Source organism: Nonomuraea sp. NPDC049750 (genome assembly GCF_040659625.1).
In the GTDB taxonomy this organism is placed as follows: domain Bacteria; phylum Actinomycetota; class Actinomycetes; order Streptosporangiales; family Streptosporangiaceae; genus Nonomuraea.
Genome location: NZ_JBFANB010000002.1, coordinates 652633 through 678477, shown reverse-complemented (window position 1 = coordinate 678477; position 25845 = coordinate 652633). Strand labels below are relative to the sequence as shown.

The 25845-nt window shown below is 70.6% G+C and carries 25 protein-coding genes; 16 read left to right on the top strand and 9 right to left on the bottom strand.

The window, feature by feature from the left end; genetic code table 11:
* The first annotated feature begins 20 nt into the window (after window positions 1-20).
* Together AB0J16_RS08315 and AB0J16_RS08310 are read left to right on the top strand one after the other, a co-directional pair.
* Window positions 21-1601, top strand: a complete 1581-nt coding sequence (locus AB0J16_RS08315) for an MDR family MFS transporter (RefSeq protein WP_358535944.1) — start codon at window positions 21-23, stop codon at window positions 1599-1601.
* 170 nt (window positions 1602-1771) lie between these two features.
* A complete protein-coding gene (locus AB0J16_RS08310) occupies window positions 1772-2086 on the top strand; it encodes a DUF6289 family protein (RefSeq protein ID WP_358429781.1) in 315 nt (104 codons plus the stop codon).
* Between the two features lie 95 nt (window positions 2087-2181).
* On the opposite strand, the gene AB0J16_RS08305 is transcribed toward AB0J16_RS08310, so the two are convergent.
* Window positions 2182-3048, bottom strand: a complete 867-nt coding sequence (locus AB0J16_RS08305) for a fumarylacetoacetate hydrolase family protein (protein WP_358535942.1) — start codon at window positions 3046-3048, stop codon at window positions 2182-2184.
* Between the two features lie 106 nt (window positions 3049-3154).
* Between AB0J16_RS08305 and AB0J16_RS08300 the strand changes: the two genes are divergently transcribed.
* From AB0J16_RS08300 to AB0J16_RS08255, 10 genes are all read left to right on the top strand, one after another.
* Window positions 3155-3856 carry a FadR/GntR family transcriptional regulator gene (locus AB0J16_RS08300; RefSeq protein ID WP_358173986.1) on the top strand — a complete coding sequence of 234 codons (702 nt, stop codon included), beginning with the start codon at window positions 3155-3157 and terminating at the stop codon, window positions 3854-3856.
* Between the two features lie 8 nt (window positions 3857-3864).
* A complete protein-coding gene (locus AB0J16_RS08295) occupies window positions 3865-4629 on the top strand; it encodes an enoyl-CoA hydratase/isomerase family protein (RefSeq protein ID WP_358535940.1) in 765 nt (254 codons plus the stop codon).
* Window positions 4629-5807 (top strand): CoA transferase, encoded by a 1179-nt coding sequence (locus AB0J16_RS08290; RefSeq protein WP_358429775.1) that lies wholly within the window; start codon window positions 4629-4631, stop codon window positions 5805-5807. Before AB0J16_RS08295 ends, AB0J16_RS08290 begins: the two co-directional genes overlap by 1 nt.
* Window positions 5795-6838: a hypothetical protein gene (locus AB0J16_RS08285; protein WP_358535938.1), complete on the top strand. Its 1044-nt coding sequence runs from the start codon at window positions 5795-5797 to the stop codon at window positions 6836-6838. The genes AB0J16_RS08290 and AB0J16_RS08285 overlap by 13 nt, the downstream gene beginning before the upstream one ends.
* Window positions 6835-7539, top strand: a complete 705-nt coding sequence (locus AB0J16_RS08280; protein ID WP_358535936.1) for an SDR family oxidoreductase — start codon at window positions 6835-6837, stop codon at window positions 7537-7539. The genes AB0J16_RS08285 and AB0J16_RS08280 overlap by 4 nt, the downstream gene beginning before the upstream one ends.
* Window positions 7536-8582, top strand: a complete 1047-nt coding sequence (locus AB0J16_RS08275; RefSeq protein WP_358535934.1) for an aldose 1-epimerase family protein — start codon at window positions 7536-7538, stop codon at window positions 8580-8582. The genes AB0J16_RS08280 and AB0J16_RS08275 overlap by 4 nt, the downstream gene beginning before the upstream one ends.
* A gap of 368 nt (window positions 8583-8950) precedes the next feature.
* Window positions 8951-10345, top strand: coding sequence for a family 2B encapsulin nanocompartment shell protein (locus AB0J16_RS08270; protein ID WP_358535932.1), 1395 nt, complete (start codon window positions 8951-8953; stop codon window positions 10343-10345).
* A 21-nt stretch (window positions 10346-10366) separates the two neighbouring features.
* Window positions 10367-11641: a family 2 encapsulin nanocompartment cargo protein terpene cyclase gene (locus AB0J16_RS08265; protein WP_358535930.1), complete on the top strand. Its 1275-nt coding sequence runs from the start codon at window positions 10367-10369 to the stop codon at window positions 11639-11641.
* A 50-nt stretch (window positions 11642-11691) separates the two neighbouring features.
* Window positions 11692-12546: a geranyl diphosphate 2-C-methyltransferase gene (locus AB0J16_RS08260; RefSeq protein ID WP_358535928.1), complete on the top strand. Its 855-nt coding sequence runs from the start codon at window positions 11692-11694 to the stop codon at window positions 12544-12546.
* Window positions 12547-12648: 102 nt separating this feature from the next.
* The gene (locus tag AB0J16_RS08255) at window positions 12649-13656 is read left to right on the top strand and encodes a LacI family DNA-binding transcriptional regulator (RefSeq protein ID WP_358535926.1); all 1008 of its coding nucleotides are present in this window, start codon (window positions 12649-12651) and stop codon (window positions 13654-13656) included.
* A 14-nt stretch (window positions 13657-13670) separates the two neighbouring features.
* On the opposite strand, the gene AB0J16_RS08250 is transcribed toward AB0J16_RS08255, so the two are convergent.
* From AB0J16_RS08250 to AB0J16_RS08235, 4 genes are read right to left on the bottom strand one after another with little or no spacing between them, the layout of a single operon-like run.
* Window positions 13671-14561 (bottom strand): nucleoside hydrolase, encoded by an 891-nt coding sequence (locus AB0J16_RS08250; RefSeq protein ID WP_358535924.1) that lies wholly within the window; start codon window positions 14559-14561, stop codon window positions 13671-13673.
* Window positions 14562-14573: 12 nt separating this feature from the next.
* The gene (locus AB0J16_RS08245; protein WP_358535922.1) at window positions 14574-15362 is read right to left on the bottom strand and encodes a carbohydrate ABC transporter permease; all 789 of its coding nucleotides are present in this window, start codon (window positions 15360-15362) and stop codon (window positions 14574-14576) included.
* 2 nt (window positions 15363-15364) lie between these two features.
* Window positions 15365-16210, bottom strand: a complete 846-nt coding sequence (locus AB0J16_RS08240) for a sugar ABC transporter permease (protein WP_358535920.1) — start codon at window positions 16208-16210, stop codon at window positions 15365-15367.
* Window positions 16207-17499, bottom strand: coding sequence for a sugar ABC transporter substrate-binding protein (locus AB0J16_RS08235; protein ID WP_358535918.1), 1293 nt, complete (start codon window positions 17497-17499; stop codon window positions 16207-16209). The genes AB0J16_RS08240 and AB0J16_RS08235 overlap by 4 nt, the downstream gene beginning before the upstream one ends.
* 240 nt (window positions 17500-17739) lie before the next feature.
* Here AB0J16_RS08235 and AB0J16_RS08230 point away from each other — a divergent pair, with 240 nt between their 5' ends.
* Window positions 17740-19794 (top strand): beta-galactosidase, encoded by a 2055-nt coding sequence (locus AB0J16_RS08230; protein ID WP_358535916.1) that lies wholly within the window; start codon window positions 17740-17742, stop codon window positions 19792-19794.
* A gap of 80 nt (window positions 19795-19874) precedes the next feature.
* On the opposite strand, the gene AB0J16_RS08225 is transcribed toward AB0J16_RS08230, so the two are convergent.
* The gene (locus AB0J16_RS08225; protein ID WP_358535914.1) at window positions 19875-20339 is read right to left on the bottom strand and encodes a PPOX class F420-dependent oxidoreductase; all 465 of its coding nucleotides are present in this window, start codon (window positions 20337-20339) and stop codon (window positions 19875-19877) included.
* 61 nt (window positions 20340-20400) lie between these two features.
* Complete coding sequence (locus tag AB0J16_RS08220; RefSeq protein ID WP_358535912.1) at window positions 20401-22944, bottom strand: caspase family protein; 2544 nt, start codon at window positions 22942-22944, stop codon at window positions 20401-20403.
* Between the two features lie 82 nt (window positions 22945-23026).
* On the opposite strand from AB0J16_RS08220, the gene AB0J16_RS08215 reads away from it, so the two are divergent.
* Entirely contained in the window at window positions 23027-23500 is a 474-nt protein-coding gene (locus tag AB0J16_RS08215) for a GNAT family N-acetyltransferase (RefSeq protein ID WP_358535910.1), read from the top strand.
* Window positions 23497-23979: a metallophosphoesterase family protein gene (locus tag AB0J16_RS08210; protein WP_358535908.1), complete on the top strand. Its 483-nt coding sequence runs from the start codon at window positions 23497-23499 to the stop codon at window positions 23977-23979. Before AB0J16_RS08215 ends, AB0J16_RS08210 begins: the two co-directional genes overlap by 4 nt.
* 81 nt (window positions 23980-24060) lie before the next feature.
* Here AB0J16_RS08210 and AB0J16_RS08205 read toward each other — a convergent pair whose 3' ends face one another.
* The gene (locus tag AB0J16_RS08205) at window positions 24061-24816 is read right to left on the bottom strand and encodes a poly-gamma-glutamate hydrolase family protein (RefSeq protein WP_358535906.1); all 756 of its coding nucleotides are present in this window, start codon (window positions 24814-24816) and stop codon (window positions 24061-24063) included.
* A 166-nt stretch (window positions 24817-24982) separates the two neighbouring features.
* On the opposite strand from AB0J16_RS08205, the gene AB0J16_RS08200 reads away from it, so the two are divergent.
* Window positions 24983-25504, top strand: coding sequence for an XdhC family protein (locus AB0J16_RS08200; protein WP_358535904.1), 522 nt, complete (start codon window positions 24983-24985; stop codon window positions 25502-25504).
* A 24-nt stretch (window positions 25505-25528) separates the two neighbouring features.
* On the opposite strand, the gene AB0J16_RS08195 is transcribed toward AB0J16_RS08200, so the two are convergent.
* The gene (locus AB0J16_RS08195) at window positions 25529-25762 is read right to left on the bottom strand and encodes a DUF6289 family protein (protein ID WP_358535902.1); all 234 of its coding nucleotides are present in this window, start codon (window positions 25760-25762) and stop codon (window positions 25529-25531) included.
* Window positions 25763-25845 lie beyond the last annotated feature (83 nt).

Here is a 25845-nt window from a genome sequence, read left to right as displayed (position 1 = left end):
GATCGACAGGAGTGCACGTAATGGCCAAGGACAGCGCGGACACCGCCTCGGGAGCGGAAGAGCAGGTCGGATTAGGGTTCAGCCACCGCCAGATCATGGTGACCATGAGCGGCCTGGTCGTCGCCATGCTGCTGGCGATGCTGGACAACATGATCGTCGCCCCTGCGATTCCCACGATCGTGGGCGAGCTGGGCGGCCTCGAGCACCTGGCATGGGTGACCACCGGCTACGTCCTGGCCTCCACCGTGGCCACGCCGATCTGGGGCAAGCTCGGCGACCTCTACGGCCGCCGCATCATCTTCACCACCGCAGTGGCGATCTTCCTGCTCGGCTCGGTGCTGTGCGGCGCGTCCCAGGATATGGCACAGCTGGTCGCCTTCCGCGCCATCCAAGGGCTGGGCGCGGGCGGACTGATGGTCGGCGTTCTGTCGATCATCGGCGAGATGATCCCGCCGCGCGACCGCAGCAAGTACCAGGGCGTCATGATGGCCGTCATGCCGGTCGCGATGATCGGCGGCCCGCTCATCGGCGGTTTCATCACCGACAACCTGAGCTGGCGCTGGGCCTTCTACGTCAACCTGCCGCTCGGCGCGGTCACCCTGGTCCTGTGCTGGATCACCCTGGCCAAGCTGCCCAAGGGCACCGGCAAGGCCGTGATCGACTGGTGGGGCACCGGCCTGCTGACGGTCTGGATCACCGCCCTGGTGCTCGTCACCAGCTGGGGCGGCACCCAGTACGAGTGGGGCTCCGGCCAGATCCTCGGGCTGATCGCCCTGGCCGTGGTCACGTTCGTCGCCTTCATCTTCGTCGAGCGGCGCGTGGCCGAGCCGATCATGCCGCTGCGGGTCTTCAAGAGCCTCAACTTCTCGCTGTCCGGCGCGGTCGCCTTCATCTCGGGCTTCGCGATGTTCGGCGCGATGGGCTTCCTGCCGCAGTTCCAGCAGTTCGTCCAGGGCTCCTCGGCCACCAACAGCGGCCTGCTGCTGATGCCGATGATGATCGCCTCGATGGCCGTCAGCCTGGCCGCCGGCCAGCTGATCAGCAAGACCGGGCACTACAAGTCGGTGCCGATCGTCGGCGCCGTCCTGGTCACCATCGGCCTGGCGCTGTTCGCCACCATGGACGTCGCCACCTCCACCACGGTGACCGCCCTCTACATGGTGGTGCTCGGCGCCGGCATGGGCGCGCTGATGCAGACCAGCACCCTGATCGCGCAGAACAGCCTCGCGCTGCGTGACATGGGCGCGGGCACCGGCGTGTCGACCTTCCTCCGCAACATGGGCAGCTCGCTCGGAGTCTCGCTGCTCGGTGCCGTCTACGCCAACCACCTGACCGACACCCTCATCGGCACTCCCGCGGTCGCCGCCCAGGCCTCCTCGATGACCCCGCAGCTGCTGCGCCGCCTGCCCGAGGCGGTCCAGGACCTGTTCCAGCAGGCGGTCACCAACGGCATCACCGCCCTGTTCACCTGGGGCGCGGTCGTGGCCGCCATCGGCATCGTGGCCGCCCTGTTCATCCGCCAGGTCCCGCTGCGCGGGGCCGCCACGCCGCAGGCGGCCAAGGCCAAGACCGAGGCCGACGCGGTCGCCATGAGCGGCTGAGTCCGTACCGGGCGGGGGTCACCCCGGCCACGTAAGGGTGCGGTTCCGGTCACCTGATGACCGGAACCGCACCCTTTACGGTTTTGTAGGGCCGCCGGAGGCACTCCGGCATGCCGGTGCCGATGTCGGAACGCCCTCCTTTTGGAGAACTCATAGGAAGGGACGTCTCTATGATCAGATCCAGCCGCCCGCGCGGCGTCGGCTTCGTCCTGGCCTGGATGCTGGCCGTCCTCGTGGCGGCCGCCGTCGCCGCCGCGCTCACGCTGCTACCGGCGAGCACCGCCTCGGCCTCGGCGCCCGTGCCCGAGCCGACGACCTTCATCTCGACTCCCCCGGGCGGAGGCGACGTCCTGCTTGTCATGGACTACTTCGACGGGAACGACAAGCTCGTCGGCCAGTTCTGGAGGGGCTGTGGCCAGCCTTCCGGAGGCTGGGGCGTACGCCAGGGGATACTGCGCATCTTCACGCCGCCCTGCGGGCCGTAATAACGACGGGCCGTAATAACGACGGGCCGGGCACCGGAGACGGTGCCCGGCCCTGGTCGTGCCGGTCTCAGCGCTTGGCGGTGAACAAGCCCGTCTCAGCCCATGGCGGCCAGACCGTGCACCACGGTGCTGGTCAGCGTGCCGATCTCGGCGATGCCGATGGTCACGGTGTCACCGTCGCGCAACGTGAACGGCAGGTCGGGCACCAGGCTCGTGCCGGTGGAGAGCACGGCCCCGTCGGGGAAGGCGTCGGCGCGGAACAGGTAGCCGGCCAGGTCGTCCAGGCGCCGGTGCAGCTCCGAGGTGGACGCCGTGCCGTCCCAGACCGTCTCCCCCGCCCTGGCGATGGTCAGCGTGATGTCCAGCGCGTACGGGTCGGCCACCTCCCAGACGGGCCTGATCGCCGGGCCGACCGCGCACGCGCCCAGGTAGATCTTGGCCTGCGGCAGGTACAGCGGGTTGACCCCCTCGATCGTGCGCGAGCTCACGTCGTCGACCACCGTGTAGCCCGCGATCTCGCCCGCGGAGTTCAGCACCAGGCCCAGCTCCGGCTCCGGCACGTCGATCTCCGAGTCGGCGCGCACGGCGATCCGGCCGCCGTCCCCCGACACCTTCCAGGCCACCGACTTGAAGAACAGCTCGGGGCGTTCGGCGTCGTAGACGAGCTCGTACACGTCGGCCGCCCGCTCGCTCTCGGTCACCCGCGCCTCGCGCGAGCGCCGGTAGGTGACGCCCGCGGCCCACACCTCCATCAGCCCGTCCACGGGCGCGAGCCGCCGGACGGACGCCGACGGGTGGCGCGGGCCGGCCGCGGCGGCGCACCGCTCGCGTAGCTCCGCGACGGGCAGGCGGAGCAGCTCTCCGACGGTGGTGACTCCGTCCAGCTGCGTCACCTGGTCGCCGTCGTCGACGCCGACCGCGTCCGTGCTGGTCAGCGGGCTGACAAACCGTACGATGTGCATGACACTCCCAGCTTCATCTGATGAAGTCCGAACTTCATCAGATGAAAGTCTATGAAAAAACCGACCGTCCCGATACTGTGCCAAACATCCGAATACGGAGGAAACCGTGGCAACTGATCCTTACCCGGACACGGCTCGGCACGCTCACGTCGTGCACGCCCTGGGTGCCCGGATCGTCGACGGTTCGCTGGTGCCCGGCACGCCCATCCCGATCGAGGAGCAGCTGGTCAACGAGCTCGGCGTGGGCCGCTCGGCCGTACGGGAAGGCGTGAAGGTGCTGGCCGGCAAGGGCCTGCTGGAGACCAGGAGGAGCGCCGGGACCCGGGTCCGGCCGCGCGAGTCCTGGAGCCTGCTCGACGCCGACGTGCTGAGCTGGCGGTTCGGCGCCGACGCCCAGGCCGGCGACATCCGGGTGCTGGCCGACCTGCGCGTCGCGCTGGAGCCCGGGGCGGCCCGGGTGGCGGCCGAGCGGGCGGACGCGGCGGCCATCCAGCGCATCGACGAGGCCCTGGCCGCGCTGCACGCCACGGCCGACGACCCCGACCCCTTCATCGACGCCGACCTGGCCTTCCACCGGGCCGTGTTCGGCGCCGCCGACAATGACCTGCTGCTCTACATCTACGACATGATCAGCATCGCCCTGCGCTCGGTACGGCAGGTGCACACCCGATCGGTCGCGCACAACAAGGAAACGCTGCCCAACCACGAGCGCGTCGCCGTGGCGATCCGGCGCCGCCATCACCGCAAGGCCGAGGAGGCCATGCGCGAGGTGGTCGAGGTCGCCCGCGCCGACGCGCTCCACTGCTGAGGGAATCCATGGACGTCCTGCTCGACGTGGCCGGCCCGGTGGCCGTCATCACCCTGAACAGACCCGCCAAACTCAACGCCATCACCCCCGAGATGGCCGGCGCGCTGCGCGCCTGCCTCGACCGCGTGGACGCCGACCCCGCCATCCGGGCGGCCGTGCTCACCGGCGCCGGGGAGCGCTCCTTCTGCGTGGGCAGCGACATCCGCGAGCTCGACGCGTACGCCACGCCGTGGGAGTTCCGCAACCGCGGCGACTACGGCGACGCGGTCCGCGCCCTGCGCAAGCCGATCGTCGCCGCCGTCAACGGCTACGCGTACGGCGGCGGCCTGGAGCTGGCCATGGCCTGCGACATCCGGCTGGCGGCCACCACCGCCACGTTCGCCGCGCCCGAGATCAAGCTCGGCTGGATCGGCGGCAGCGGCCAGTCCGCCCTGCTCGCCCACTCCGTCGGCCCCGGCAACGCGGCCACCATGCTGCTCACCGGCGACCCGATCGACGCCGCGCGGGCCAAGGACTGGGGGCTGGTCACCGAAGTGCTGCCTCCTGACGAGCTGCTGCCGGCCGTACGAGAGCTGGCCGGGAAGATCGCCGCCCGGCCGCCGATCGCCGCCCAGACGGCCAAGGCCAACCTCAAGGCGGCGCACACCATGCCGCTCGACCAGGCCATCCAGTACGAGCGCGACCTGCAGACCGTCTGCATGGCCACCGCCGACGCGGCCGAAGGCCGGGCCGCGTTCGCCGCCCGCCGCGAGCCGGTCTTCGAGGGGCGCTGATGGGCGTACTCGACGGTTACCGCGTGGTCGACCTGTCCATCGCGATGGCGGGCCCGCTGGCCGCCATGCGTCTGGGCGACCTGGGCGCGGACGTGATCAAGGTGGAGCCGGTGACCGGTGAGTGGCAGCGCCACGCTCCCGCGGGCGGCGCCACGGGCAACCAGGTCAACGCCTCGTTCCTGTCCCTCAACCGCAACAAGCGCAGCCTGGCGGTGAACCTCAAGTCGGACGAGGGCCGCGACATCGTTCACCGGCTCGCCGCGACGGCGGACGTGTTCCTGCAGAACTACCGGCCCGGCGTCGCCGAGCGCCTCGGCATGGACCACGACACCATCAGCGGGCTCAACCCGCGCGTCGTCTACGTCTCCATGTCCGGGTACGGCGAGAGCGGCCCGTACGTGACGCGACCGGGACAGGACCTGCTGCTCCAGGCCATGAGCGGCGCCATGCTCAGCACCGGCCGCGACGGCGACCCCCCGGCGCCCGCCGGCACCTACGCGATCGACGCGATCACCGCCTACAGCGCCTTCGAGGGCGCCCTGGCCGCGCTGCTGCACCGCGAGCGCACCGGCGAGGGCCAGCGGGTGAGCGTCAACATGCTCGACGCGGCCATCGCCGTACAGATGCAGGAGCTGTCGGTCTTCACCGTCGGCGGGGTCCCGCAGCGGCGCGGGCGCGAGCCGCACGGCCACACCTACATCCGCGCGCCGTACGGGGTGTTCGCCACCAAGGACGGCTACCTCGCGCTCGGCATGCCCAGGCTCGACGGGCTGGCCGTCGCGCTCGACCTGCCCGAGCTGGCCGACATGGACGGCCACACGCAGCGCGACGAGATCACCTCGACCGTCGCCCGGCGGCTGCCCGAGCGCACGACCGCCGAGTGGCTGGACATCTGCGCCCGCCACGACCTGTGGGCGGGCCCGGTGTACGGCTACGCGGAGCTGGTGGCCGACCCGCAGGTCCGGCACAACGGCTCGTTCGTCACCTACGACCACCGCACCGAGGGCACGGTCACCACGCCCGGCTTCCCGTACGGCCTCAGCGCCGCCCCGCCCCAGGTACGCAGGGGCGCGCCGCTGGTGGGCGAGCACACCGCGGAGATACTCGGCGAGCTGGGCTACCCGGCGGAACGCGCCGCCGAGCTGGTGGAGAAGGGCGTGCTCGCGTGCGCGGACTGACCTGGGACCACCCCCGCGGCCACGCCCCGCTCGACGAGCTCACCCGTCTCGACCTGGCCGGGCCGAACCCGTACGGCGACGTGCCCGAGCCGATCGAGTGGGACCGGCAGCCGCTCGAAGGCTTCGAGTCCGAGCCGATCGCCACCCTGAGCGCGTCGTACGACGTGCTGGTGATCGACCACCCCGGACTGGGCGCGGCGCTGGACTCGCTGGTGCCGATGGACGAGCTGTTCGCCGCGCCCGAGCTGGCCGATTTCCGCGCCCGCACCGTCGGCCGCTCCTATGAGAGCTACCACCTGGACGGGCGCCAGTGGGCGCTGCCGCTCGACGCGGCCGCCCAGGTGGCCGCCGCCTGGCCGGGCACGCACATCCCGGAGACCTGGCCCGAGACGGTGGAGTTCGCGCAGAAGGGCGGGCGGCTGACGCTGTGCCTGGGCGGACCGCACGCCTTCCTGATGTTCTGCGCGCTGTGCTCGGGCGATTTCCTCGACCGCGAGGCGGGGCTGCGGGCGCTGGAGCTCATGGCCGAGCTGCTCGCGCTGGCCGACCCCGAGGTCTCGCTCCGTAATCCGATCGGCGTCCTGGATGCCATGGCGGCGGGCGGGCCCGACCTCTGCCCGCTGGTGTACGGGTACGCCACCTACCCGCTGGCCTTCGCCGACGCCCCCGCCTGGCCCGGAAGGGCGCCGGGGAGCGTGCTCGGCGGCACCGGGCTGGCGGTCTCCAAGAGCCGGGTGCGCGACGCCGGGACCAGGGACGCCGTACGCGCCCACCTGCGCCGGTTGCTGTCGGAGCCGGTGCAGACCGGGCTGTTTCCCGCCACTGGCGGCCAGCCCGCCGCCCGCTCCGCCTGGGACGCCTCGGGCTTCTACCGCGACACCCGCGACACCGTGGAGGCGGCCTGGATCCGGCCGCGCTTCCCCGGCTACATCGGCAAGCAGGAGCGGACCTCCGCCCTGCTCCGCGACGGGCTGACCGCCCGCAGACCGGCCAGAGACCTGCTCGACGACCTGCACAGGGAGTGGACATGACCACGGCGCTGGTAACCGGCGCGGCCGGCGCGCTCGGCCAGGCGATCGTGCGCCGCCTGACGGCCGACGGCCACCAGGTGGCGGCGCTCGACCTCGACGCCGGCTCGCTCGACGGCGCGCTCAACCTGGCGGCCGACCTGCGCGACCCGGCCGCCATCGAGGACGCCTTCACCCAGACGGCCGCCGCGCTCGGGCCGGTCGGCGTCCTGGTCAACAACGCGGCCATCTATCCCAGCAGGCCCTTCCTGGAGGTGCCGCTGGCCGAGTACGACGACGTGCACGCGGTCAACCAGCGCGCCTACTGGCTGGCGGCCCAGCACGCGGCCAGGCAGATGAGCTCGCTCGGCGCCGGCGCGATCATCAACATCGCCTCGATCACCATGCACGGCGGCTGGCCCGACCTGGCCGCCTACGTCGCCACCAAGGGCGCCGCCACCGCCCTGACCAGGGCTCTGGCCCGCGAACTCGGGCCGCGCGAGATCCGCGTCAACTGCGTCTCGCCCGGCGCGTTCCCCACGGCCGCCGAGGAGATCCATCCGGATCCCGAGGCGTACAACCGGTTCGTCCTCGAACGGCAGGCGCTCCAGCGGCGCGGCCGCCCGGAGGAGCTGGCCGCCGTGGTGTCCTTCCTGGCCGGCCCCGACGCGTCCTTCGTCACCGGCCAGACCATCGAAGTCAACGGAGGGTGGGTGATGGCATGACGCCGACCCGCAGGCAACTGGCGGAGCTCACCGGCGACCCGGCCGCGATGGGCGGGGTGCGCCTGGTGACACTCGGCGACGGCGCCGAACGCGGCATCCGCACGCTGGAGTTCCGCACCGGCTCGGGGCTGGCCTTCGACGTGCTGGTCGACCGGTGCATGGACATCGGCGCGGCCGAGCACGCCGGGCGGTCCTTCGGCTGGCGCTCCCCCACCGGCTTCCGCCATCCGGGGCTGCACGAGAACAACGACGAGGACGGCCTGTCCTGGCTGCGCTCGTTCTCCGGGCTCATGGTCACCGGCGGCCTCGACCACACGCTGTTCGGCGGGGAGGTCCCCGCCAACACCTACCGCTACCCGCCCCGCCAGTCCGTACGGCACGGCCTGCACGGTCGCGCGGGCAACCTGCCCGCCCGGCTGACCGGCTACGGCGAGCGCTGGGACGGCGACCGCTGCGTCCTGTGGGCCGAGGGAGAGGTACGGCAGGCGACGGTCTTCGGCGAGAACCTGACCCTGACCCGCCGCATCGAGGCCGACCTGGGCGGGGACGAGATCCGGCTGAGCGACACCGTGACCAACGCCGGGTTCGAGCCGACGCCGCACATGTTCCTGTACCACATCAACCTCGGCTGGCCGCTGCTCGACGAGGGCGCCCGGTTCGAGGCGGACATCCGCGAGACCCTCTGGCGGAGCGACAGCGTCGCCGAGCAAGGGGCCGACCACCTGACGCTGCCGGGGCCGGTGCCGGGCTTCGTGGAGCAGGTGTACGAGCACGCGCTGAACCCCGGCGCCGAGGGCCTGCACCGGGTCGCGGTGGTCAACGACCGGCTGGGCATGGCGGTCAGTGTGGAGTTTCGGGCGGCGCAGTTCCCGTGCTTCTTCGAGTGGCTGAACCTGCGCTCCGGCAACTACGCGATCGGCCTGGAGCCGTCCACCCACCACGTGGGCGGCGACGCGGCGGCCCGGGAGGACGGCAGCATGATCTGGCTGGGGGCTCAGGAGTCGCGCACTTACCAGACCACGTTCAGGGTCGAAACGGCCTGAGTTCATTCGGAAGACCCGGCCCGCACCTGCCTTTTCGGTGCGGACCGGGTCCTCTGCTTTTTCCATCGTTAATTCACGAATTATCGGTTAAATCAGACGCACTTGGATGGTCGAACAGCCAGAGAGGGCCATTGATTGGCCGCGGAATGGCCTTTAGCATCGAAGACGCCTCGACCGGACCACCAGCGTGAAGGCGACCGAGAATTCGATGACAGAGCCGCTCACATTCCGCGCCGCCACGACCGAGGAATTACCCGCGTCGATCTGATGCTCTCCGGAAGAGATTTCCCACCCGTACTCTCAAAGCCGCCGAAATCGGCCAGCTGAGCCGACGGGTTACATTCCACGATAAGAGAGTGCGAGGAAACATGCCCCCCGAGCAAGCGGAACAGCGGCTGAGCCTGGGCACCCGGGCCGCGCGCAACCTGGCCACCACCACCAAGACCCGTCCGCAGATGCAGGCCATCACCTCCCGCTGGCTGCTGCGCATGCTTCCGTGGGTGGACGTGGCCGGGGGCACCTATCGGGTCAACCGCCGCCTGACCCATGCGGTGGGACGTGGCCGGGTCAGCGTGGTGCAGAACGGCGCCGACGACGTGTGGATCATCTCGGAGACGCTCACCGAACTGCCCGCCCTGCGCGGGTTCGGCGACCTCGACGTGCTGAGCGCGCTCGCCTCGACGTTCACGGCGCGGCGGTTCCAGGCCGGGGAGGTCATCGTCGAGGCCGGGACGCCGGTCACCGAGACCTTCGTCATCGCCCACGGCCGGCTCAACCGGCTGTCCACCGGCCAGTACGGCGGCACGGTGGTGCTCGGGGTCATCGCGGACGGTGACCAGTTCGGCGACGAGGTCTTCGCCCAGGACGATGCCCGGTGGCCCTGCTCGATCCAGGCCACCACCGCCGGGACGGTCATGGTGTCGCCGCGGCGGGAGTTCCAGCGGCTGCTCGACCAGTCGCCCGCCCTGCGGGAGCACATCCAGCGTTACCTGGAGGGCACCCGCAAACCGGTCAACAAACGCGGCGAGGCGGCGGTCCACGTGGCCGCCGGGCACGTCGGCGAGCCGGACATCGGCGGCACCTTCGTGGACTACGAGCTCCACCCTCGCGAATACCCCCTGAGCGTCTCGCAGACCGTCCTGCGGGTCCACACCCGCGTGGCCGACCTCTACAACGAGCCGATGAACCAGTTCGAGGAGCAGCTCCGCCTGACGATCCACGAGATCCGCGAACGCCAGGAATGGGAGCTGCTCAACAACCGCGAGTTCGGGCTGCTGCACAACGCCGACTACAGCCAGCGGATCAACACCTGGTCCGGACCCCCGACCCCGGACGATCTGGACGACCTGATCAGCATGCGCCGCAAGACCCGCCTGCTGCTCGCGCATCCCAAGGCGATCGCGGCCTTCTTCCGCGAATGCAACAAGCGCGGCCTGACCGTGGGCAGCGCCAACGTCAACGGCCACGAGATCCCGGCCTGGCGCGGAATCCCGATCTTCCCGTGCGGCAAGATCCCGATCACCGACGGGCACACCAGCTCGATCGTCGCCATGCGCACCGGCGAGGAGGACCAGGGAGTGGTCGGCCTGCACCAGGTCGGCCTCCCCGAGGAGTACGAGCCCGGCCTGAACGTCCGCTTCATGGGGATCAACAGCCAGGCGGTGATGTCCTACCTGGTCAGCGCCTATTACTCGACGGCGATCCTGGTGCCCGACGCGATCGGGATCCTGGAGAACGCCAACATCGCCGCCCCCCGCTCCTGACGATCCTAGGAAGAGGGCCGCATGCCCGCAGACGACACCGCAGAGCCGCCGGCCGCCATCACGCTGCCGGCCGGCCCCTCCGTCCGCCGAGCCGCCGAAACCCAGGTCCAGGCCATACCCGAGCAGCCCGCCGAAGCGGACGCGCTGGCCCGGATGACGGCGGGTCCCACCGGCCTGGGCACCTCGGCGCTCCGCGTCCCGTCCCCGGACCAGTGGCCCCCGCCCAGGGTCCGCGAGCACGACGGGCACGAATCCGCGCAGCCGCGGCTGACCCTTTCGAGCGCCATGCGCGCGCACGACCTCACGCCGCTCGCCTACCGGGAGCGGGAATGGGGAGACGGGTCCTATTCCCCGCTGTACTGCCCCGAGACCGTACGCATCGACGAGGACCTGGGCGAGGAGGTCAACCGGCGCCTGGTGGCGTGGGCGGAGCGGATCGGGCTCCACGAGGGCCGGATGAAGGAGTTCAGCGATACGGGCTACGGCCGGCTGGCCATGCTCACGCACCCCGACACCGACGACCCCGACATGCTGCTGATCGCGGCGCAGACGAACGCCGCCTGGTGGGCGGCCGACGACTACTACGCCGACGAGACCGATTTGGGCGCGACGCCGACCGAGCTGCCACCGCGGCTGGCCCTGGTGACCTCCTCCATGGACCCGCCGCCGCCCGTGGGCGACTACACCCGCCAGCTCGAGGAGACGATCCAGGCCGACCCCGTCCTGGTCTCGCTGCGGTCGAGCATCAGCCACATCTCCCGCCACGCCACCGCGTCACAGATCGGCCGCGTCTGCAACATCACCTCGCAGATGTACGTGAGCTGGGCGGCCTACGCGGCTTGGCGCTACCTGGAGACGCCGCCACCGGTCTGGCGCTACCTCGCGGCCCGTCAGCACGACAGCTTCTACACCTCCATGACGCTGATCGACATCGTGGGCGGCTACCACCTGGGCGCCGACCTGTTCTTCATGCGGCGCTTCCACACCGCGCTCATGCAGGCGGGCACCGCCAGCGTCCTGGTCAACGACCTGTATTCCGTCGAGAAGGAGGCCGCGGACGAACTCCCCGACTCCAACGTGATCCTGCTCATCGCGGCCGAGGAGAAGTGTTCCACCCGCGAGGCGACCGAACGCGCGATCACCCTCCACAACGATCTCGTCAAGGGCTTCGAATCCAGCCATCGCGCACTCGCCGCCGTCCCATGTGTGGAGCTCCAGCGTTTCCTGCGCGGAGCGCAGGCGTGGATGGCCGGCTGCCTCGAATGGCATGGCTCCTCCAGCCGCTACCAGTCTTGACCGCACCCCGGCAGTTCATAAGAGCAGTTCATAAGAAGGGAATCCCTCAGGTGACCGCTACGCAGGAATCCTCCGTTCTCAGCAGCCTCTACCAGCGATCCGTCGCCGACTACTGGAACACCGAGCAGAACCCGGTCAACCTCCGGCTGGGCGAAGTGGACGGCATCTACCACCATCACTACGGCATCGGCGAGGTCGACTGGACGGTACTGGACGGCCCCGCGGAGACCCGGGACGAACGCGTGATCAAGGAGCTCCACCGGCTCGAATCGGCGCAGGCCGACTTCCTCATGAGCCGGCTCGGCCCACTCGAACCCCACCACCGGGCCATGGACGCGGGCTCGGGCAGAGGCGGCTCCAGCATCGTCGCCAACCTGCGGTTCGGCTGCCACGTGGACGGCGTCTCCATTTCCGAGTCGCAGGTCGCCTTCGCCAACGAGCAGGCCAGGAAGCGCGGCGTGGCCGACAAGGTGCGCTTCCACTTTCGCAACATGCTCGACACTGGCTTCGAGTCTGGAACGTTCCAGGCGATCTGGAACAACGAGAGCACCATGTACGTCGAACTCTCGCTGCTGTTCGCCGAACACGCCCGGCTGCTGAGCCGCGGCGGCCGATACGTGTGCATCACCGGCTGTTACAACGACGCCTACGGCCTGCCGTCCCGGGCCATCAGCCAGATCAACGCGCACTATATCTGCGACATCCATCCGCGCAGCACCTACTTCAAGGAAATGGCGGCCAACCGCCTCGTCCCCATCAGCGTCGTGGACCTCACGCCCGCGACGATCCCCTACTGGGAACTCCGCGCCCAGACCGCCCTGGCCACCGGCATCGAACAGCACTTCCTCGACGCCTACAAGAACGGCAGCTTCCAGTACCTGCTCATCGCCGCCGATCGCGCCTGACGGACGCGCCGTCCCGGCCGCCGGCGACGCGAGCGTCGCCGGCGGCACCCCTCCCCGGGGCGGCGCTCAGAGGCGGGTACCGGGCGGTAAAGTGGTGTGATCGTGGTAACCCGTAACGACGTGGCGCGCCTGGCCGGGACCTCGCCCGCCGTGGTCAGCTATGTGATGAACAACGGCCCCAAGCCGGTGTCCGCGGCGACCCGGAGCCGGGTGCTGGCGGCCGTCGAGGAGCTGGGCTACCGTCCCAACGCCGTGGCCAGGTCCCTGCGCGCGCGGCGGACCTGGACGATCGGCGTCATCGCCTCCGACAGCGCGGGCGGCAAGAGCCCGTTCTTCGGCGAGTTCACCCGATCGTGCGAGGACGTGGCCTGGGAGCGCGGCTACTCCGTCCTGCTCGGCAACTCGGCCGAGGATCCCGCACGCGCCGAGGGCTACGTGCGCTCGTTCCTGGAGCGGCAGGTCGACGGCCTGGTGCTGATGCGGGTGCGCCCGTCGCCACAGCAGGTCAAGGAGATGGAGGGCGGCATCCCGGTCGTGACGATCGACCACGAGGCGCCCCCCTACTTCTCCAGGCTGGCCGTGGACGATGAGGAGGGCGGCCGGCTCGCGGCCGCGCACCTGGCGGGGCACGGCCACACCCGGCTCGCGTTCATCGGGGGGCCGCTGGACATCGCGGCCGTCGAGCTGCGGCTGGCGGGGTGGCGCAGGGGGCTGGCCGAGGCCGGGCTCGACAGCTCACTGGTCGCGCTGGGCCCGCTCAGCATGGAGGGCGGCTATTCGGCCGCCGTCGAGCTGCTGGCCGAGCGGCCGACCGCGGTGTTCGCCACCACTGACCATCAGGCGATCGGCGCCATGCGCGCCGCCGCCGACCTGGGCCTGCGGGTGCCCGGTGACCTGGCGATCGTCGGGTTCGACGGGGCGCGCGAGTCGGCGTTCACCGTGCCGGGCCTGACGACGATCAGACAGCCGATCGACGAGATGGCCCGCTTCGCCACGGAGACGCTGATCGCCGGGGTCGAGCAGGGCGCCCACCAGCCGGTGACGAAGATCTACCCCGCCGAGCTCGTGGTCCGCGGCTCGTGCGGCTGCCAGGACCGGCGGACGCCTTAGGTGGAAGGCCGGGCCTAGCTCGTGCGAAACAGGCGCGGGCGGGGCGCCGCCACGGTCCTGGCGACGATCTGCGCGGCGACCTCGTCCGCGTGCGCCGCCACCGTGATCCTCGTACGGCCCGCGCCTTCCGTGAACACGCTCCCCCCATCGGGACCGATCGCCACGTGGCCCTCCGGCGTGAACCCGAACAGATCGGGCGCCAGCAGGGTCAGCACCGTGATCGGGTCGTGCGGGCTGTTCCACTCCTCGTTCCAGAACCGCCACCACTGCTCGATCTCCGCCTTCAGCGCCTGCCCGAACTCGCCCGCCTCAGCGATCCTGGCCACGTCGCCGGCGTCCAGCCGCACGGTCGTGGTGATCTCCAGCCCGGTCACGGTGATCGGGGCGCCGGAGTCGAACACGATCTTCGCGGCCTCGGGGTCGCACTTGAAGTTGTGCTCCGGCTCCGGGGAGTCGAAGCGCCCGCCCATGATCCACAGGTGCCCGACGTTCGCCGCGAACTCCGGGTCGGCCTGGATGGCGTTCGCGACGTTGGTCAGCGGGCCGATCGCGACGACGTCGATCTGGCCCGGCGCCTGGCGTACCAGCTCGGTGAGGTAGGCGGTGGCGTCCGGCTCATGGGAGATCCGCTCGGTGTCGAGGTCGGGGAAGAGCTTGCCCTCGTGGCCCGCCCACCAGACCTCGCGGTCGGTGAGCGTCTTCTCCGCGCCGGGCACCACGGTGAGGGTACGGCCGGCCAGCCGTAGCAGCCGCTGCGCCAGGCGCGCCCGCAGCGCCGTGTCACCGTAGACGGTGACACAGCCGAGCAGGTCCACCTCCGGCGACCCGAGCAGGACGGCCAGCGCGAGCGCGTCGTCCACGTCGGAGCCGAGGTCGGTGTCGAGAACGATCTGACGGTCAGCCATGATGGCCTTTCTCTACTTGAGCCCGGTCGTCGCGATGGACTGGGTGAACTGGCGCTGGAAGCGCAGGATGATGACCAGCGGGATCACGGTCAGCACGACCGAGCCGGCGAACAGCTGCCCATAGTCGATGGTGAACTGCCCGCGCATGTTGGCCAGCGCGATCGGCCCCAGCTGGTGCTCGGCGTCGGTGCCGATGAGCAGCGGCCAGACGTACGCCTGCCACTGGAAGATGAACAGCGTCAGACCCGCACTGACCAGGGCGGGACGCGACAACGGCAGATACAGCCGAGCGAACACCCCGAACCACCCCAGCCCGTCGATCCGCGCCGCCTCCACCAGCTCGGCCGGGACGGCCAGGAAGAACTGACGCAGCAGGAAGATCGCCAGGCCGTGACCGAGTCCGGGCAGGATGAGGCCCGCGTAGGTGTTCTGCAGGTTCCAGTCGCGAAACAGCGTGGCCAGCGGGATCGCGATCGCGTCGAACGGGATGAGGAAACTCAGCACGACGACGCCGAAGAGCACGCCCTGGCCCCGGAACCTGATGGCCGACAGGCCGAACGCCGCCGCCGCGGAGATGGCCAGGCCGATCAGGACCGTGGCCAGCGCGACGAGCAGCGAGTTGGCGATGGCCCGGCCGAAGCCGCCCGTCAGCAGCGCCAGATAGTTGGCGAGCGTCGGGTCTGCGGGGATCAGCGAGTTGCCGAGGTTGCCCGTGCCGCGCAGCGAACTGCTGAGCGCCCACAGCAGGGGCAGCGCGAAAGCGAGGCCGACGACGACGCCGGCGAGTGTCTTTCTGAGCATGCTCAGTCCTTGGCGCGCAGCAGGCGGAACTGGACGATGACGACCGCGAGCACGACCAGCACCAGCAGCATGACCTCGGCCTGGGCCAGGTTGAGGTCGCCGACGCTGTAGGCGCGGGTGAAGATGTCGAACATGGTGACGTTCGTGGAGCCCTGCGGGCCGCCGTTGGTCAGCATCTGGACCGGGGCGAAGACCAGGAAGTTGGAGACCGTGTCGGCCACCAGGACGAACGCCAGCGGCCTGCGCAGCAGCGGCAGCGTCACGTGCCAGAACCTTGCCCAGGACGAGGCGCCGTCGATGGCCGCCGCCTCGTAGAGCGCGCGCGGGATGTCCTGCATGCCGGCGATGAGGAACATCATCCAGTAGCCGACCCCGATCCACGACAGCAGCACGATCAGGCACCACAGCGCCTGCTGCGGCGAGGTCAGGAACGGCTGCTGCGGGATCCCCAGCACGTGCAGCACGGCGTTGAGCATCCCGTCGGGCCGGTAGGCCACGCTCCAGATGGCCGCCGACACCGCCGGCGGCACCGCGATCGGCAGGATCACCAGGGAGCGCAGGAAGCGCACCCCGGCGAACTTCCGCGTGTAGAGGACCGCCAGCGCCAGGGCGACCGCGATCTGCAGCGGATTCACGATCAGGCTGAACACCAGCGTGACCTTGACGCTCTGCAGGAACGTCGGGTCGTCGAACAGCGTCGCGTAGTTGCCGAGGCCGACGAACGACGTCTCACCGGTAACCAGGCTGGTGTGCCGCATACTGCTGCCGATGGCGATGCCCGCGGGGATCAGCCGGAGCGCCAGCAGCGCCACCAGCGCGGGCGCCAGAAAGGCCAGCGCGACCTTCATCGAAGCTGCTTCCAGGCGGTGGTGATCTCCTGGGTCGCCTGGTCGAGCCGGGCCTTGGGGTCGGCGCCGTTGCGGATGTCGGCGAACGCCTTGGTCATGATGTCCTCGAACTGGATGTAGCCGACCGACCTGGGCCGCGCCACCGCCGTGTTCTGGGCGTCGTACTTCATGATCTCGCCGACGCCCTTCGCCTTGGCGTCGAGCAGGGGTACGTACTTGTCGAACGCCGCCTTGTTGGACGGGATGATCGTGGTGTTCTGCGTGGTCTGGAGGTTGCCTTCGGGGTCGAGCGCTGCGTACTCGATGAACTTCTTCGCCGCCGCCTGCCTCTTGGAGGCCGGGTTGACGCCCCACGACCACGAGCCGGTCGGGGTCACCGGCTTGCCGCCCTGGAAGTAGGGGTACGGCGCCACGCCCCACTTCAGCCCCTTGGCCGCGGCGAACGTGCCCACGTCCCACGGGCCGCCGGCGAAGAAGGCCACCTTGCCCTCGCTGAACAGCGGCGAGGTCTGGAAGGAGCCGACGCCGCGCGGGGCCAGCTTGTTCGCGAACAGGCCGTGGTACCAGGTCATCGCCTTGAGCCAGCCGTCGGTCGTGATGGCGGGCGTCAGCATCTCGGGGCCGGTGATCCCGGATCCGCCGCCCAGCGACTCGGCGAGGCTCTGCAGCTGGTAGAACTGCTCGATCTGCTCGGGGATGACCGCCCACTGGGCGCCGGCCTTCTCCTGCGCCTTCTTGCCGGCCTCGACCGTCTGCTCCCACGTCCACCGCTTGGCCGGGTCGCTCGGCGGCGGTTGGACGCCCGCCTTCTCCAGCAGCTCGGTGTTGTAGAAGAGGAACTGGTCGGAGGTCCAGATGGGCAGCGCCCACAGCTTGTCCCTGAAGACGTTGACCTCGTACTGCCCGGGGAGGGCGGCGCTCTTGGCCTTGTCCGTCAGGTCCGTCAGATCGGCGAGGAAGCCGCGGGTGGCGAGCGCGGCGACGCGCGGCTGGTCGACCGTGTAGACGTCGATCGAGTCGTCCTTGGCCGCGAGGCGCTGCTGGAGCACGCTGTTGAGCTGGTCGAAGGGGACCTGGGTGTAGTTGACCTTGGTCCCCGGGTTCTTGGCCTCGAACCCGGCGATGACCGGGGCGAAGGTCTTGGGGTCCTCGGGGCCGACGAACTGGATCGGGCCCGAGGCGTCGGCGGCCTGGCTCGCGCCGCCCGACCCGCCCGACCCACCTGAGCCGCAGGCGGCCAGGGCGCCGGCCAGGGCTGTCGTGGCGATAACCACCCTGAAGAACTTCATCCCCTAGCTCCTTCTAGACCGAGGTCTACACGTGTCACCTTCAGGCGGCCAGGATGCCATCAAGCGCGCGGAAGGACAAGGGCCAGGTCAGGCGGCTCGCACGCCGCCTGACTGGACATTTAGGACGCATCACCTAAAGACGTTGACATATCCGCAAACCGGGCCATAGATTTTTTGCGAAACGTTTTCACCAACTCGTCTCGGCCCGCCGCTGCGCCGAGCCGCCCAGGCCGGAGTGGAATGACTTCGTTAGGCTCGGGCCCGGCGCGACGGAGCAGGCATCTGACGGCCTCGCCGCGACTGGGCACGCACACCCTCACCGCCGGACGCGGACTGCTCTTCGGCGGCGACTACAACCCCGAGCAGTGGCCGGAAGAGGTCTGGATCGAGGACGTCGAGCTGATGAGGGCGGCCGGGGTCAACCTGGTCACCGTCGGCGTGTTCAGCTGGGCGCGGATCGAGCCGCAGCCGGGCGCGCGCGACTTCGGCTGGCTGGACCGGGTGCTCGACCTGCTCGGCTCGGCCGGGATCGCGGTCGACCTGGCCACCCCGACCGCCTCGCCACCGCCGTGGCTGGGCCACCGCTGGCCGCGCACCCTGCCCGTGGACGAGTCGGGCCACCGGCTCTGGTACGGCTCGCGCAACCAGTTCTGCCCGTCGTCCCCGGCGTACCGGGAGAAGGCGCTGGCCATCGTCACCGACCTCGCCGACCGCTACGCCGGGCACCCGGCGCTGGCGCTGTGGCACGTGGGCAACGAGTACGGCCAGGTCTGCCACTGCGGTGACACGGCGGCGGCGTTCCGTGCCTGGCTGCGGGAGCGCTACGGCGACCTGGACGCCCTGAACGAAGCGTGGGGCACCAGCTTCTGGAGCCAGCATTATGGCGAGTGGGCCGAGATCATCACCCCGCGCCGCGCCCCGTACATGATCAACCCCACACAGCAGCTGGACTTCTGGCGGTTCTGCTCGGACGCGCTGCTCGCGCACTACCGCGCCGAGCGCGACATCCTGCGCGAGCGCACCCCGGACGTGCCCATCACCACGAACTTCATGGGTCTGTTCAAGCCCGTCGACTACTGGGCGTGGGCGCCAGAAGAGGACATCGTCTCCAACGACTGGTACCCCGACCCCGCCGACCCGCTCTCCCCCGCCCGCTCGGCGCTCACCCACGACCTGACCCGCTCACTCGGCGGCGGGCGTCCGTGGCTGCTGATGGAGCAGGCCACGAACGGAGTGAACTGGCGCCCGCACAACCTCCCCAAACCGGCAGGACAGCTACGACTGGAGTCGTTGCAGGCGCTCGCCCGCGGCGCCGACGGGCTGTGCTACTTCCAGTGGCGGGCCTCCCGGTTCGGGGCCGAGCGCTTCCACGCCGCGATGGTGCCGCACGCGGGGCCGGAGACCCGGCTGCACGCCGAGGTCCGCGCCCACGGCAACGAGCTGCGCGGGCTGGCCTCGGTGGCGGGCGCACCGGTGCCCGCCAAGGTGGCGATGGTGCACGACTGGGCCAGCTGGTGGGCGCTGGAGGAACGCGGCCGGCCCAGTGACCGGCTCACCCTGCCCGACCAACTCCTGCGCTTCTACCGGCCGCTGTGGGAGCGCGGCGTGACCGTTGACCTGGTGCCGCCGTCCGCGGACCTCACCGGGTACGCGCTAACCGTGGTGCCGAACCTCTACCTGATCAGCGACGGGGACGCCGCGTCCCTGACCGAGTACGTGCACCGCGGCGGTGTGCTGCTGGTCGGCCCCTTCTCGGGGGTGGCGGACCCGCGGGGGCACGTCCGTACCGGCCGCTTCCCCGCGCCGCTGCGCGAGGTGCTGGGCGCGTCCGGCGAGGAGTGGCTGCCCGCGCCGGAGGACCGGCCGGTGCGCTGCCACTGGGCTGATGGCACCGGCTTCACCGCGCGGATCTGGACCGAGCTGATGGCCGCCGAGGGCGCCGAGCCGGTGGCCACGTTCGCCGACGGCGACCTGGCCGGCCGCCCGGCGATGCTACGGCACGAGAGCGGCGCGGGCGTCGCCTGGTACGTGGCGACCGTGCCCGAGGCCGACGGGCTGGCCGAGCTGACCGCGCGGGTGCTGGCCGACGCGGACGTGACCGGGGCCCTGCCCGAGCTGCCGCCCGGCGTCGAGGCGGTACGCCGGGGACCTGTGCTGTTCGTGCTCAACCACGGCGACGAGACGCGGCGCGTGCCGATCCCCTATCCGGCCGAGGACCTGCTGACCGGGTCCACGGCCGACGGCACGGTGACACTGGCGCCGCGCGCGGTCGTCGCGCTGCGGCCTCTCAACTGATCCCGTCAGAGCTGATCCCGTCAGAGCTGATCCCGCCCGAGCTGATCCCGCCCGAGCTGATCCGGTCAGCGCTGATCCGGTCAGAGCGCCAGACGGGCCGGGAATCCGCCGGTCGCGATCGGGCTCCAGCGCTCGATATGGAGGCGAATGAGGGACTTGCCCTGCCGCTCCATGGCGGCCCGATAGTCATCCCAATCGGGGTGCTCGCCGGAGATGCACCTGTAGTAGTCCACCAGCGCGTCGAGCGCCTCGGGCATGTCCAGCACCTCGGCCCGCCCGTCGACCTGGACGTACGGGCCGTCCCAGTCGTCGGACAGCACGCAGATCGACGCCCGCTCGTCACGGCGGGCGTTGCGCGTCTTGGCCCGATCAGGATAGGTGGACACCACGATCCGGCCGCCTTCGTCCACCCCGCAGGACACCGGCGAGAGCTGGGGCCGACCGTCGGCACGGGTGGTCGACAGCAGGCCGTGATGCCTGGGACGGAGGAAATCAAGGAGTTCGGGCAGTTCGACACGGTTGGCGGTCGCGACCCTCGGAGCCATTTCTTCCCATACCTTTCCGCGCCCGGCCATCGGCGGCGGCCGGCGCCAAGCTCCGATCCTTTCATCTCCTCGGGTCAGACGCCGGTTCGCGTTCCGTTGTGGCGCTCGGACGGCTCATATAGGCACCGACCGCGACGCAGACCGCCGCGAGAGACAGGACCAGCAGTCGCGCCGGCTGAGTCGGAGCCATCCCCAGAGTTTCCGGCCCCCACCGGGAGAAATTGGGGAAGGAGTTGTAGTAATAACCGACCCCGTACAGCAGCCCGACGATCACCGAGAGCCGCGCGGCGGCCAGGAGGTACGGTCGTGGACGCGTCGACAACGCGGCGATCAGCAGCATCACGAGCAGAGCGGGCTGGTAGGCGGCGGCCATCTGATTCCTGCCGGTGGTCTGGTGATACACCTCGACCAGGTCATACGTCACCAGCAAGGTCGCGGCCAGCCCGAGCGCCAGCGGGACCCACGGCAGGCCCTGGCGCGCGTGACGGACGAGGTGGAGGACGGCCAGCACGACGAAGCCGCCGGCGAGGGCGACCGTGGCGATCCATATCGCGGTCTCCCCGGGACCACGCGTGATGTCTTCGGGGTCGGCGAGATGAGCGGTGATCGCGGCCAGAGCCAGGACCGCCGCGACCCGGTCGAGGAATCTCCACCGGCGGGGGGCGGCGGATGTCGTCTCGAACAGCACGGCCGCGAGCACCAGGACGCCCGCGGCGGAGGCCAGCCATCCGGTCACGAGCTGTGGTCCCCGTGCCCAGGAGAAGACGGACAGCTCGCCGAGGTAGACGGCGGCGAGCCCGAACGTGGCGCCGGCGGCCACATCGCGCTCAAGGCGGCCGGGCGGCAGCAGGCCGACCAGGACGGCGGCGGTCACCAGAAGCGCCAGCCAGATCGAGGCGATCGGCGTGGCGAGCGCGCTCATCGGCGTGCTGACCAGCAACAGGGCCGCCAACAGCGCCAACACCCGCACGAGAACGGGCCACCGCGACGACCTGGCCGCCGGTGACGCGGGCGCGGCGGGGACGACTGTGCTGGTCGCAGGCGTGAGTGTCGCAGGCGTCGGTGGCGCAGGCGTCGGTGGCGTGGGCGTCGGTGTCAGTGGCGGTGACGCGGGCGTGAGTGGCGCAGGAGTCGGTGGCGCAGGCGCGGGCGTGAGTGGTGTGGGTGTCGCGGGCTTCGGTGTCTTGTGGGCTGCCCCGACAGGTTCGGCCGGCCCATTGGCCCGTTTCGCGACCCCGGGAGTCGTGGCCGCCGCGCCCAGGGCCTTGGTGGCGGCCCCAGACACGAGTCGACTGTCGTCGTCGGCCAGCGCCTCCAGAGCCAGCCGTGCCGCCAGGGCCAACCCTTCGTGCCTGCTGTGGCGCAGCCGTTCCAGCTCCCCGACCGCACCGGCCCTGATCTTGGCGATCGGGTGGTCGATCGCGTGCTGGAGTTCTTCCGGCAGTGACACCGGCCGGCTGACGGGCCGCGCTCTCCTGGCGATGTACATGTCGCCCTGCACGTCGAACGTCCACTTGCCCGGTGTCTGGCTGGGTGTGGCGCGCCGAACGCTGTCGTAGACGTGGTCGTACAGCTCGTCGATGGCGACATAGCCATCCGAGTCCCGGTCGGCCTCGCCGCTCTCCAGCCCTTCCACCAGGGCACTGGTGAAGACGGAGGGCGACAGCTCCTGGGTGTCCGCCAGTTCGGTGCCGTCGAAGGCGTACTCCATGGCGTTGGACGCGGTGATCACCACGCGACCGCGCCCGCCGAACTGCTCCTCGACGTCGACGCCCAGTCCGGCGCGCGGCAGCGCCCCGCGCGCGAAGGCGCCCGCGTAGCAGCAGTCGAGCAGCAGGACGATGCGGCGCGACCGGCTGCGACTCATCCGCCGGTTGACGAACTCGGCCGGCACCGCGGTCGCCGCGAGCCGGTTGAGCTTGGTGGTGGGCGTGGCGAAGTACAGTTCGCCGGATTCGTCCTTGACGCCGTGACCCGAGAAGTGCAGCAGGAGCAGATCGTCGGGATCGCGGTCGGCGAAGAACTCCTCCACCGCCTCGTTGATGTCCTGCGTGGTCGCGTTGAGCATCGTACGGACATCGAACCCGCCGATCCGCCGGTCTCCCAGCACGCGGGCCAATGCCTGGGCGTCCAGCGACGGGGCGCGCAGCCGCCGCAGCCCGGGATCGGCGTACTCGTCGCTCGCCACGATCAGCGCCATCCGCGTGCCGCTCAGCGGGCGCTCACCGCCGCGGCCGGTGCGCCGGCGCAGCCACTCGTCGGTGAGCCGCCGCTGCTCGCGGGACGGCACCCCGGTCAGTTCGAGCAGGTCGCCGTCGACGCCGAGCTTGACCGAGCGGTTCTGATCGCGCTGCAGCCAGGCCGTCACCGCGTTCACGACCGCCGCGAGCAGGTCCATGCCCGCCAGTGAGATGACCAGGCCGCCCACGGCAAATGACAGGATCGCCCTGGCGCCCGGCGGCGGCTCTCCGGTCTCGGGCGCGACGTCCAGTATGTCGAGTTCGAGTAATTCGCCGCGCAGCCCGGCCGTCAACCGCTCCAGCTCCTGCGCGTCCGCGCCGCCGTCGACCACATGCACGGTCAGCCGCGTCACCTCATCGGCCATCCACTACCCCCCGCCCCGGAGCGTGTCGAGCGCATCATAAGCCTGGGGATCGGCCCTCGAACAGCCCGGATATCGTGAGCGTATGGACATGATCGAAGCCCCACGGCTGGTCCTACTGCCCCTGCGGGCCGAGCACGCGGACGAGATGGCCGTCGTGCTCGCCGATCCCGCCCTGCACGCCTTCATCGGCGGCGCGCCCGCGACCGCGCAGGAGTTGCGCAGCCGCTACGAGCGGCTGGTCGCCGGGCCGGCCGGCTGGCGCAACTGGGTGATCCAGCTGCGCGAGGACGACGCTCTGGTGGGCTACGTGCAGGCCACGATCGACCGCCGCACGGCCGAGCTCGCCTGGGTGGTCGGCACCCCCTGGCAGGGCCGGGGCCTGGCCGGCGAGGCCACCAAGGCGCTGGTCGGCTGGATCGCGGGCCAGGAGATCGACACGATCGTCGCGCACATCCACCCCGACCACGCCGCCTCGGCCGCCGTCGCCGCCTCCGTCGGACTGCGCCCCACCGACCGGTGGCAGGACGGCGAGGTGCGCTGGGAGGCGCGGGTATGAGAGTGGCGGTCCTGTCCGACACCCATGCCCCTCGGCATTGGAAGTCGTGCCCGGACCGGGTGGCCGCGCAACTGCGGGGGGCCGACGTCATCCTGCACGCGGGCGATGTCTGCACGGGTGCGGTGCTGGCCGAGCTGGCGGCGTACGCGCCGGTTCACGCGGTGAAGGGCAACAACGACGGACCTGATGTGGACGCGCCCGAGACGCTGGAGCTCGAGCTCGCCGGGCTCCGGGTGGCGATGATCCACGACAGCGGTTCGGCCAAGGGGCGGTGGGAGCGCATGCGGCGGCGTTTCCCGGACGCCGAGCTGGTGGTGTTCGGGCACTCGCACATCCCGCTCGACCATCACGAGGACGGGCTGCGGATCTTCAACCCGGGCTCCCCGACCGACCGTCGCCGCCAGCCGCACGGGACGATCGGGCTGCTCGTGATCGAGGAGGGGCGCCTGGTGTCGACGGAGATCGTCCCCGTCACCTGATGGCGCCGCTCCCCCGGCGTGACGAGTGCCGACGGACCGGCCCGCCCCGATCCCGGCGGACGGCCGAATCCGCCGTTCCGATCAGCCGTTCAGGGCCTTGTTGATCACCGCGGTGTAGGCGTAGAACGCCTTGGTGCGGTTGGCCGGATTCTCGATCGAGCTTCGGGTGAGATCGCCGTCGGCGAAGAACCGCTTCCGCTGGGCGCTGCTGATCTCCAGCTGAAGACCCTTGCCGCGGCGGTTCTTGTTGGCGATGTTGTCCGGGCTCGACCCGTCGAGACCGTCCGGGATTTCCCGCGCCACCGTGAACCCGGCGGCGCGCAGCCCGGCGGTGACCCGCTCGACCAGCGCCGTGTCCCGGCCGCCGACGTACGTGCTCGCCTCGGTGCTGTCGGAGTAGCCGTGCCAGGAGACGGTACGGTCGACCTGGGACAGCAGCGTGAGCGCCCGCGGCTCGTCGAACCGGCTGGCGGTGATGTGCAGGGTGCCGTTGCCCGTGGACTTGATGCCCTCGAACGCGTAGAAGGCGGCCTGGCTCGCTTGGGCGCTGTAATCCGCGAGCTGGGACGTGCCGGCCTCGATGCTCCCCCCGTGGATGGCGATGTGCGCCACCTTCGCGCCCTGAGGGAAGCGCTTGACGCGCCGGTAGTCGGTGCCCTCGGTCTCGTTCGCGGCGAGCTCGGCGTAGTTCGGGTACGTGTCGGCGAGGCGGTGCTGGGCGGCGGCGGGAGCGCGGTGCTGGGCGGCGGCGGAGGCGGGCGCCGGGACGAGCGCGACACCGCTCGCGACGAGGGCGACCCCGGCGAGACCTCGTACCGTCGGGAGAATGCTTGCCATGGTCATGCCCCCAGCTTTGGAAAACGGTTGATGAGTCCGCGGTAGTGGACTCGGCTTCACCCGATTATACGTAGCGGATCGATCTTGGACGGCTCCGATTTATCCGCCTGCGCGTAGCGGACCGGCCTCGGGCGACGCCGATCCGATCGCGTGCGAGACTGCTGGCATGGCCCATTCGCATGACGCGGACGCGCTCTGTGACGTCGCCCATGGCGAGGCGACGGCCGGTGCCGAAGGCCGCACCCTCGTCGCCGTGTTCGCCTCACCGGTCGCCGACTACCTGCTGCGCTACGGCGCCGACCTGGGATTCCGCGGGATCCTCTTCGAGCCCGACCCCGGCCGGGCCGCCGCTCCGGAGGGGTTCGAGGTCGTCACCACGCCCCCGGCGGACCTGGACGGCACCGCGGACATCGTGCTCACCGACCACCACCGTCCCGAACTCGCCGCTGTGCTGCACGAGCTGCTCGCGCACAAGTGCCGGTGGATAGGGGTGATGGGCAGCCCGCGCCATCCGGCGCCCTATCTCCAGGCGCTGGCCGAGCTGGGCGCGCCGGAGGAGGACATCGCCCGCGTGCACCGGCCGATCGGGCTCAACATCGGCTCGCGCACGCCACCGGAGATCGCCGTCGCGACACTGGCCGGCCTGCTCGCCGACCGCAACGGACGGCCGGGCGGCTTCACCTTCTGAAGCCACCCGGCCAGGGTGCCTGGTTCAGCAGGGGGTCTCGACGAAGTCCTTGTAGATCGAGCGGGAGCCCCATCTGGACTCGGCGCCTTCACAGTCCTCGTACATGGCGCCCACCACCGTGGTCCAGCTGGAGTCCGAGTAGTACGTGGTGACGCAGTGGTAGCCGAGCGCGCAGGCTCGGGCGTACGCGGGAGCGCTGGTGAAGGTCGTGAGGGTGGCGAGGGCGAGGAGTACGGCCAGCAGTACGCGGCGAATCATGAAGATCCTTCCCGATCGAGGGAGCAGCACTGCCGTTGATGATCGATCACCGGGGGCCCGAGCTCAAGACGCGTGAGGATCTT

Excerpts from the sequence above, each read along its gene's own strand:
- AB0J16_RS08265 (WP_358535930.1), top strand. The coding sequence starts at position 10,367 with ATGCCCGCAGACGACACCGCAGAGCCGCCGGCCGCCATCACGCTGCCG.
- AB0J16_RS08305 (WP_358535942.1), bottom strand. The coding sequence starts at position 3,048 with ATGCACATCGTACGGTTTGTCAGCCCGCTGACCAGCACGGACGCGGTC.
- AB0J16_RS08210 (WP_358535908.1), top strand. The coding sequence starts at position 23,497 with ATGAGAGTGGCGGTCCTGTCCGACACCCATGCCCCTCGGCATTGGAAG.
- AB0J16_RS08275 (WP_358535934.1), top strand. The coding sequence starts at position 7,536 with ATGACGCCGACCCGCAGGCAACTGGCGGAGCTCACCGGCGACCCGGCC.
- AB0J16_RS08225 (WP_358535914.1), bottom strand. The coding sequence starts at position 20,339 with ATGGCTCCGAGGGTCGCGACCGCCAACCGTGTCGAACTGCCCGAACTC.
- AB0J16_RS08240 (WP_358535920.1), bottom strand. The coding sequence starts at position 16,210 with ATGAAGGTCGCGCTGGCCTTTCTGGCGCCCGCGCTGGTGGCGCTGCTG.
- AB0J16_RS08280 (WP_358535936.1), top strand. The coding sequence starts at position 6,835 with ATGACCACGGCGCTGGTAACCGGCGCGGCCGGCGCGCTCGGCCAGGCG.
- AB0J16_RS08220 (WP_358535912.1), bottom strand. The coding sequence starts at position 22,944 with ATGGCCGATGAGGTGACGCGGCTGACCGTGCATGTGGTCGACGGCGGC.
- AB0J16_RS08310 (WP_358429781.1), top strand. The coding sequence starts at position 1,772 with ATGATCAGATCCAGCCGCCCGCGCGGCGTCGGCTTCGTCCTGGCCTGG.
- AB0J16_RS08245 (WP_358535922.1), bottom strand. The coding sequence starts at position 15,362 with ATGCTCAGAAAGACACTCGCCGGCGTCGTCGTCGGCCTCGCTTTCGCG.
- AB0J16_RS08200 (WP_358535904.1), top strand. The coding sequence starts at position 24,983 with ATGGCCCATTCGCATGACGCGGACGCGCTCTGTGACGTCGCCCATGGC.
- AB0J16_RS08205 (WP_358535906.1), bottom strand. The coding sequence starts at position 24,816 with ATGGCAAGCATTCTCCCGACGGTACGAGGTCTCGCCGGGGTCGCCCTC.
- AB0J16_RS08215 (WP_358535910.1), top strand. The coding sequence starts at position 23,027 with ATGGACATGATCGAAGCCCCACGGCTGGTCCTACTGCCCCTGCGGGCC.
- AB0J16_RS08315 (WP_358535944.1), top strand. The coding sequence starts at position 21 with ATGGCCAAGGACAGCGCGGACACCGCCTCGGGAGCGGAAGAGCAGGTC.
- AB0J16_RS08235 (WP_358535918.1), bottom strand. The coding sequence starts at position 17,499 with ATGAAGTTCTTCAGGGTGGTTATCGCCACGACAGCCCTGGCCGGCGCC.
- AB0J16_RS08270 (WP_358535932.1), top strand. The coding sequence starts at position 8,951 with ATGCCCCCCGAGCAAGCGGAACAGCGGCTGAGCCTGGGCACCCGGGCC.
- AB0J16_RS08195 (WP_358535902.1), bottom strand. The coding sequence starts at position 25,762 with ATGATTCGCCGCGTACTGCTGGCCGTACTCCTCGCCCTCGCCACCCTC.
- AB0J16_RS08250 (WP_358535924.1), bottom strand. The coding sequence starts at position 14,561 with ATGGCTGACCGTCAGATCGTTCTCGACACCGACCTCGGCTCCGACGTG.
- AB0J16_RS08230 (WP_358535916.1), top strand. The coding sequence starts at position 17,740 with ATGACTTCGTTAGGCTCGGGCCCGGCGCGACGGAGCAGGCATCTGACG.
- AB0J16_RS08295 (WP_358535940.1), top strand. The coding sequence starts at position 3,865 with ATGGACGTCCTGCTCGACGTGGCCGGCCCGGTGGCCGTCATCACCCTG.
- AB0J16_RS08290 (WP_358429775.1), top strand. The coding sequence starts at position 4,629 with ATGGGCGTACTCGACGGTTACCGCGTGGTCGACCTGTCCATCGCGATG.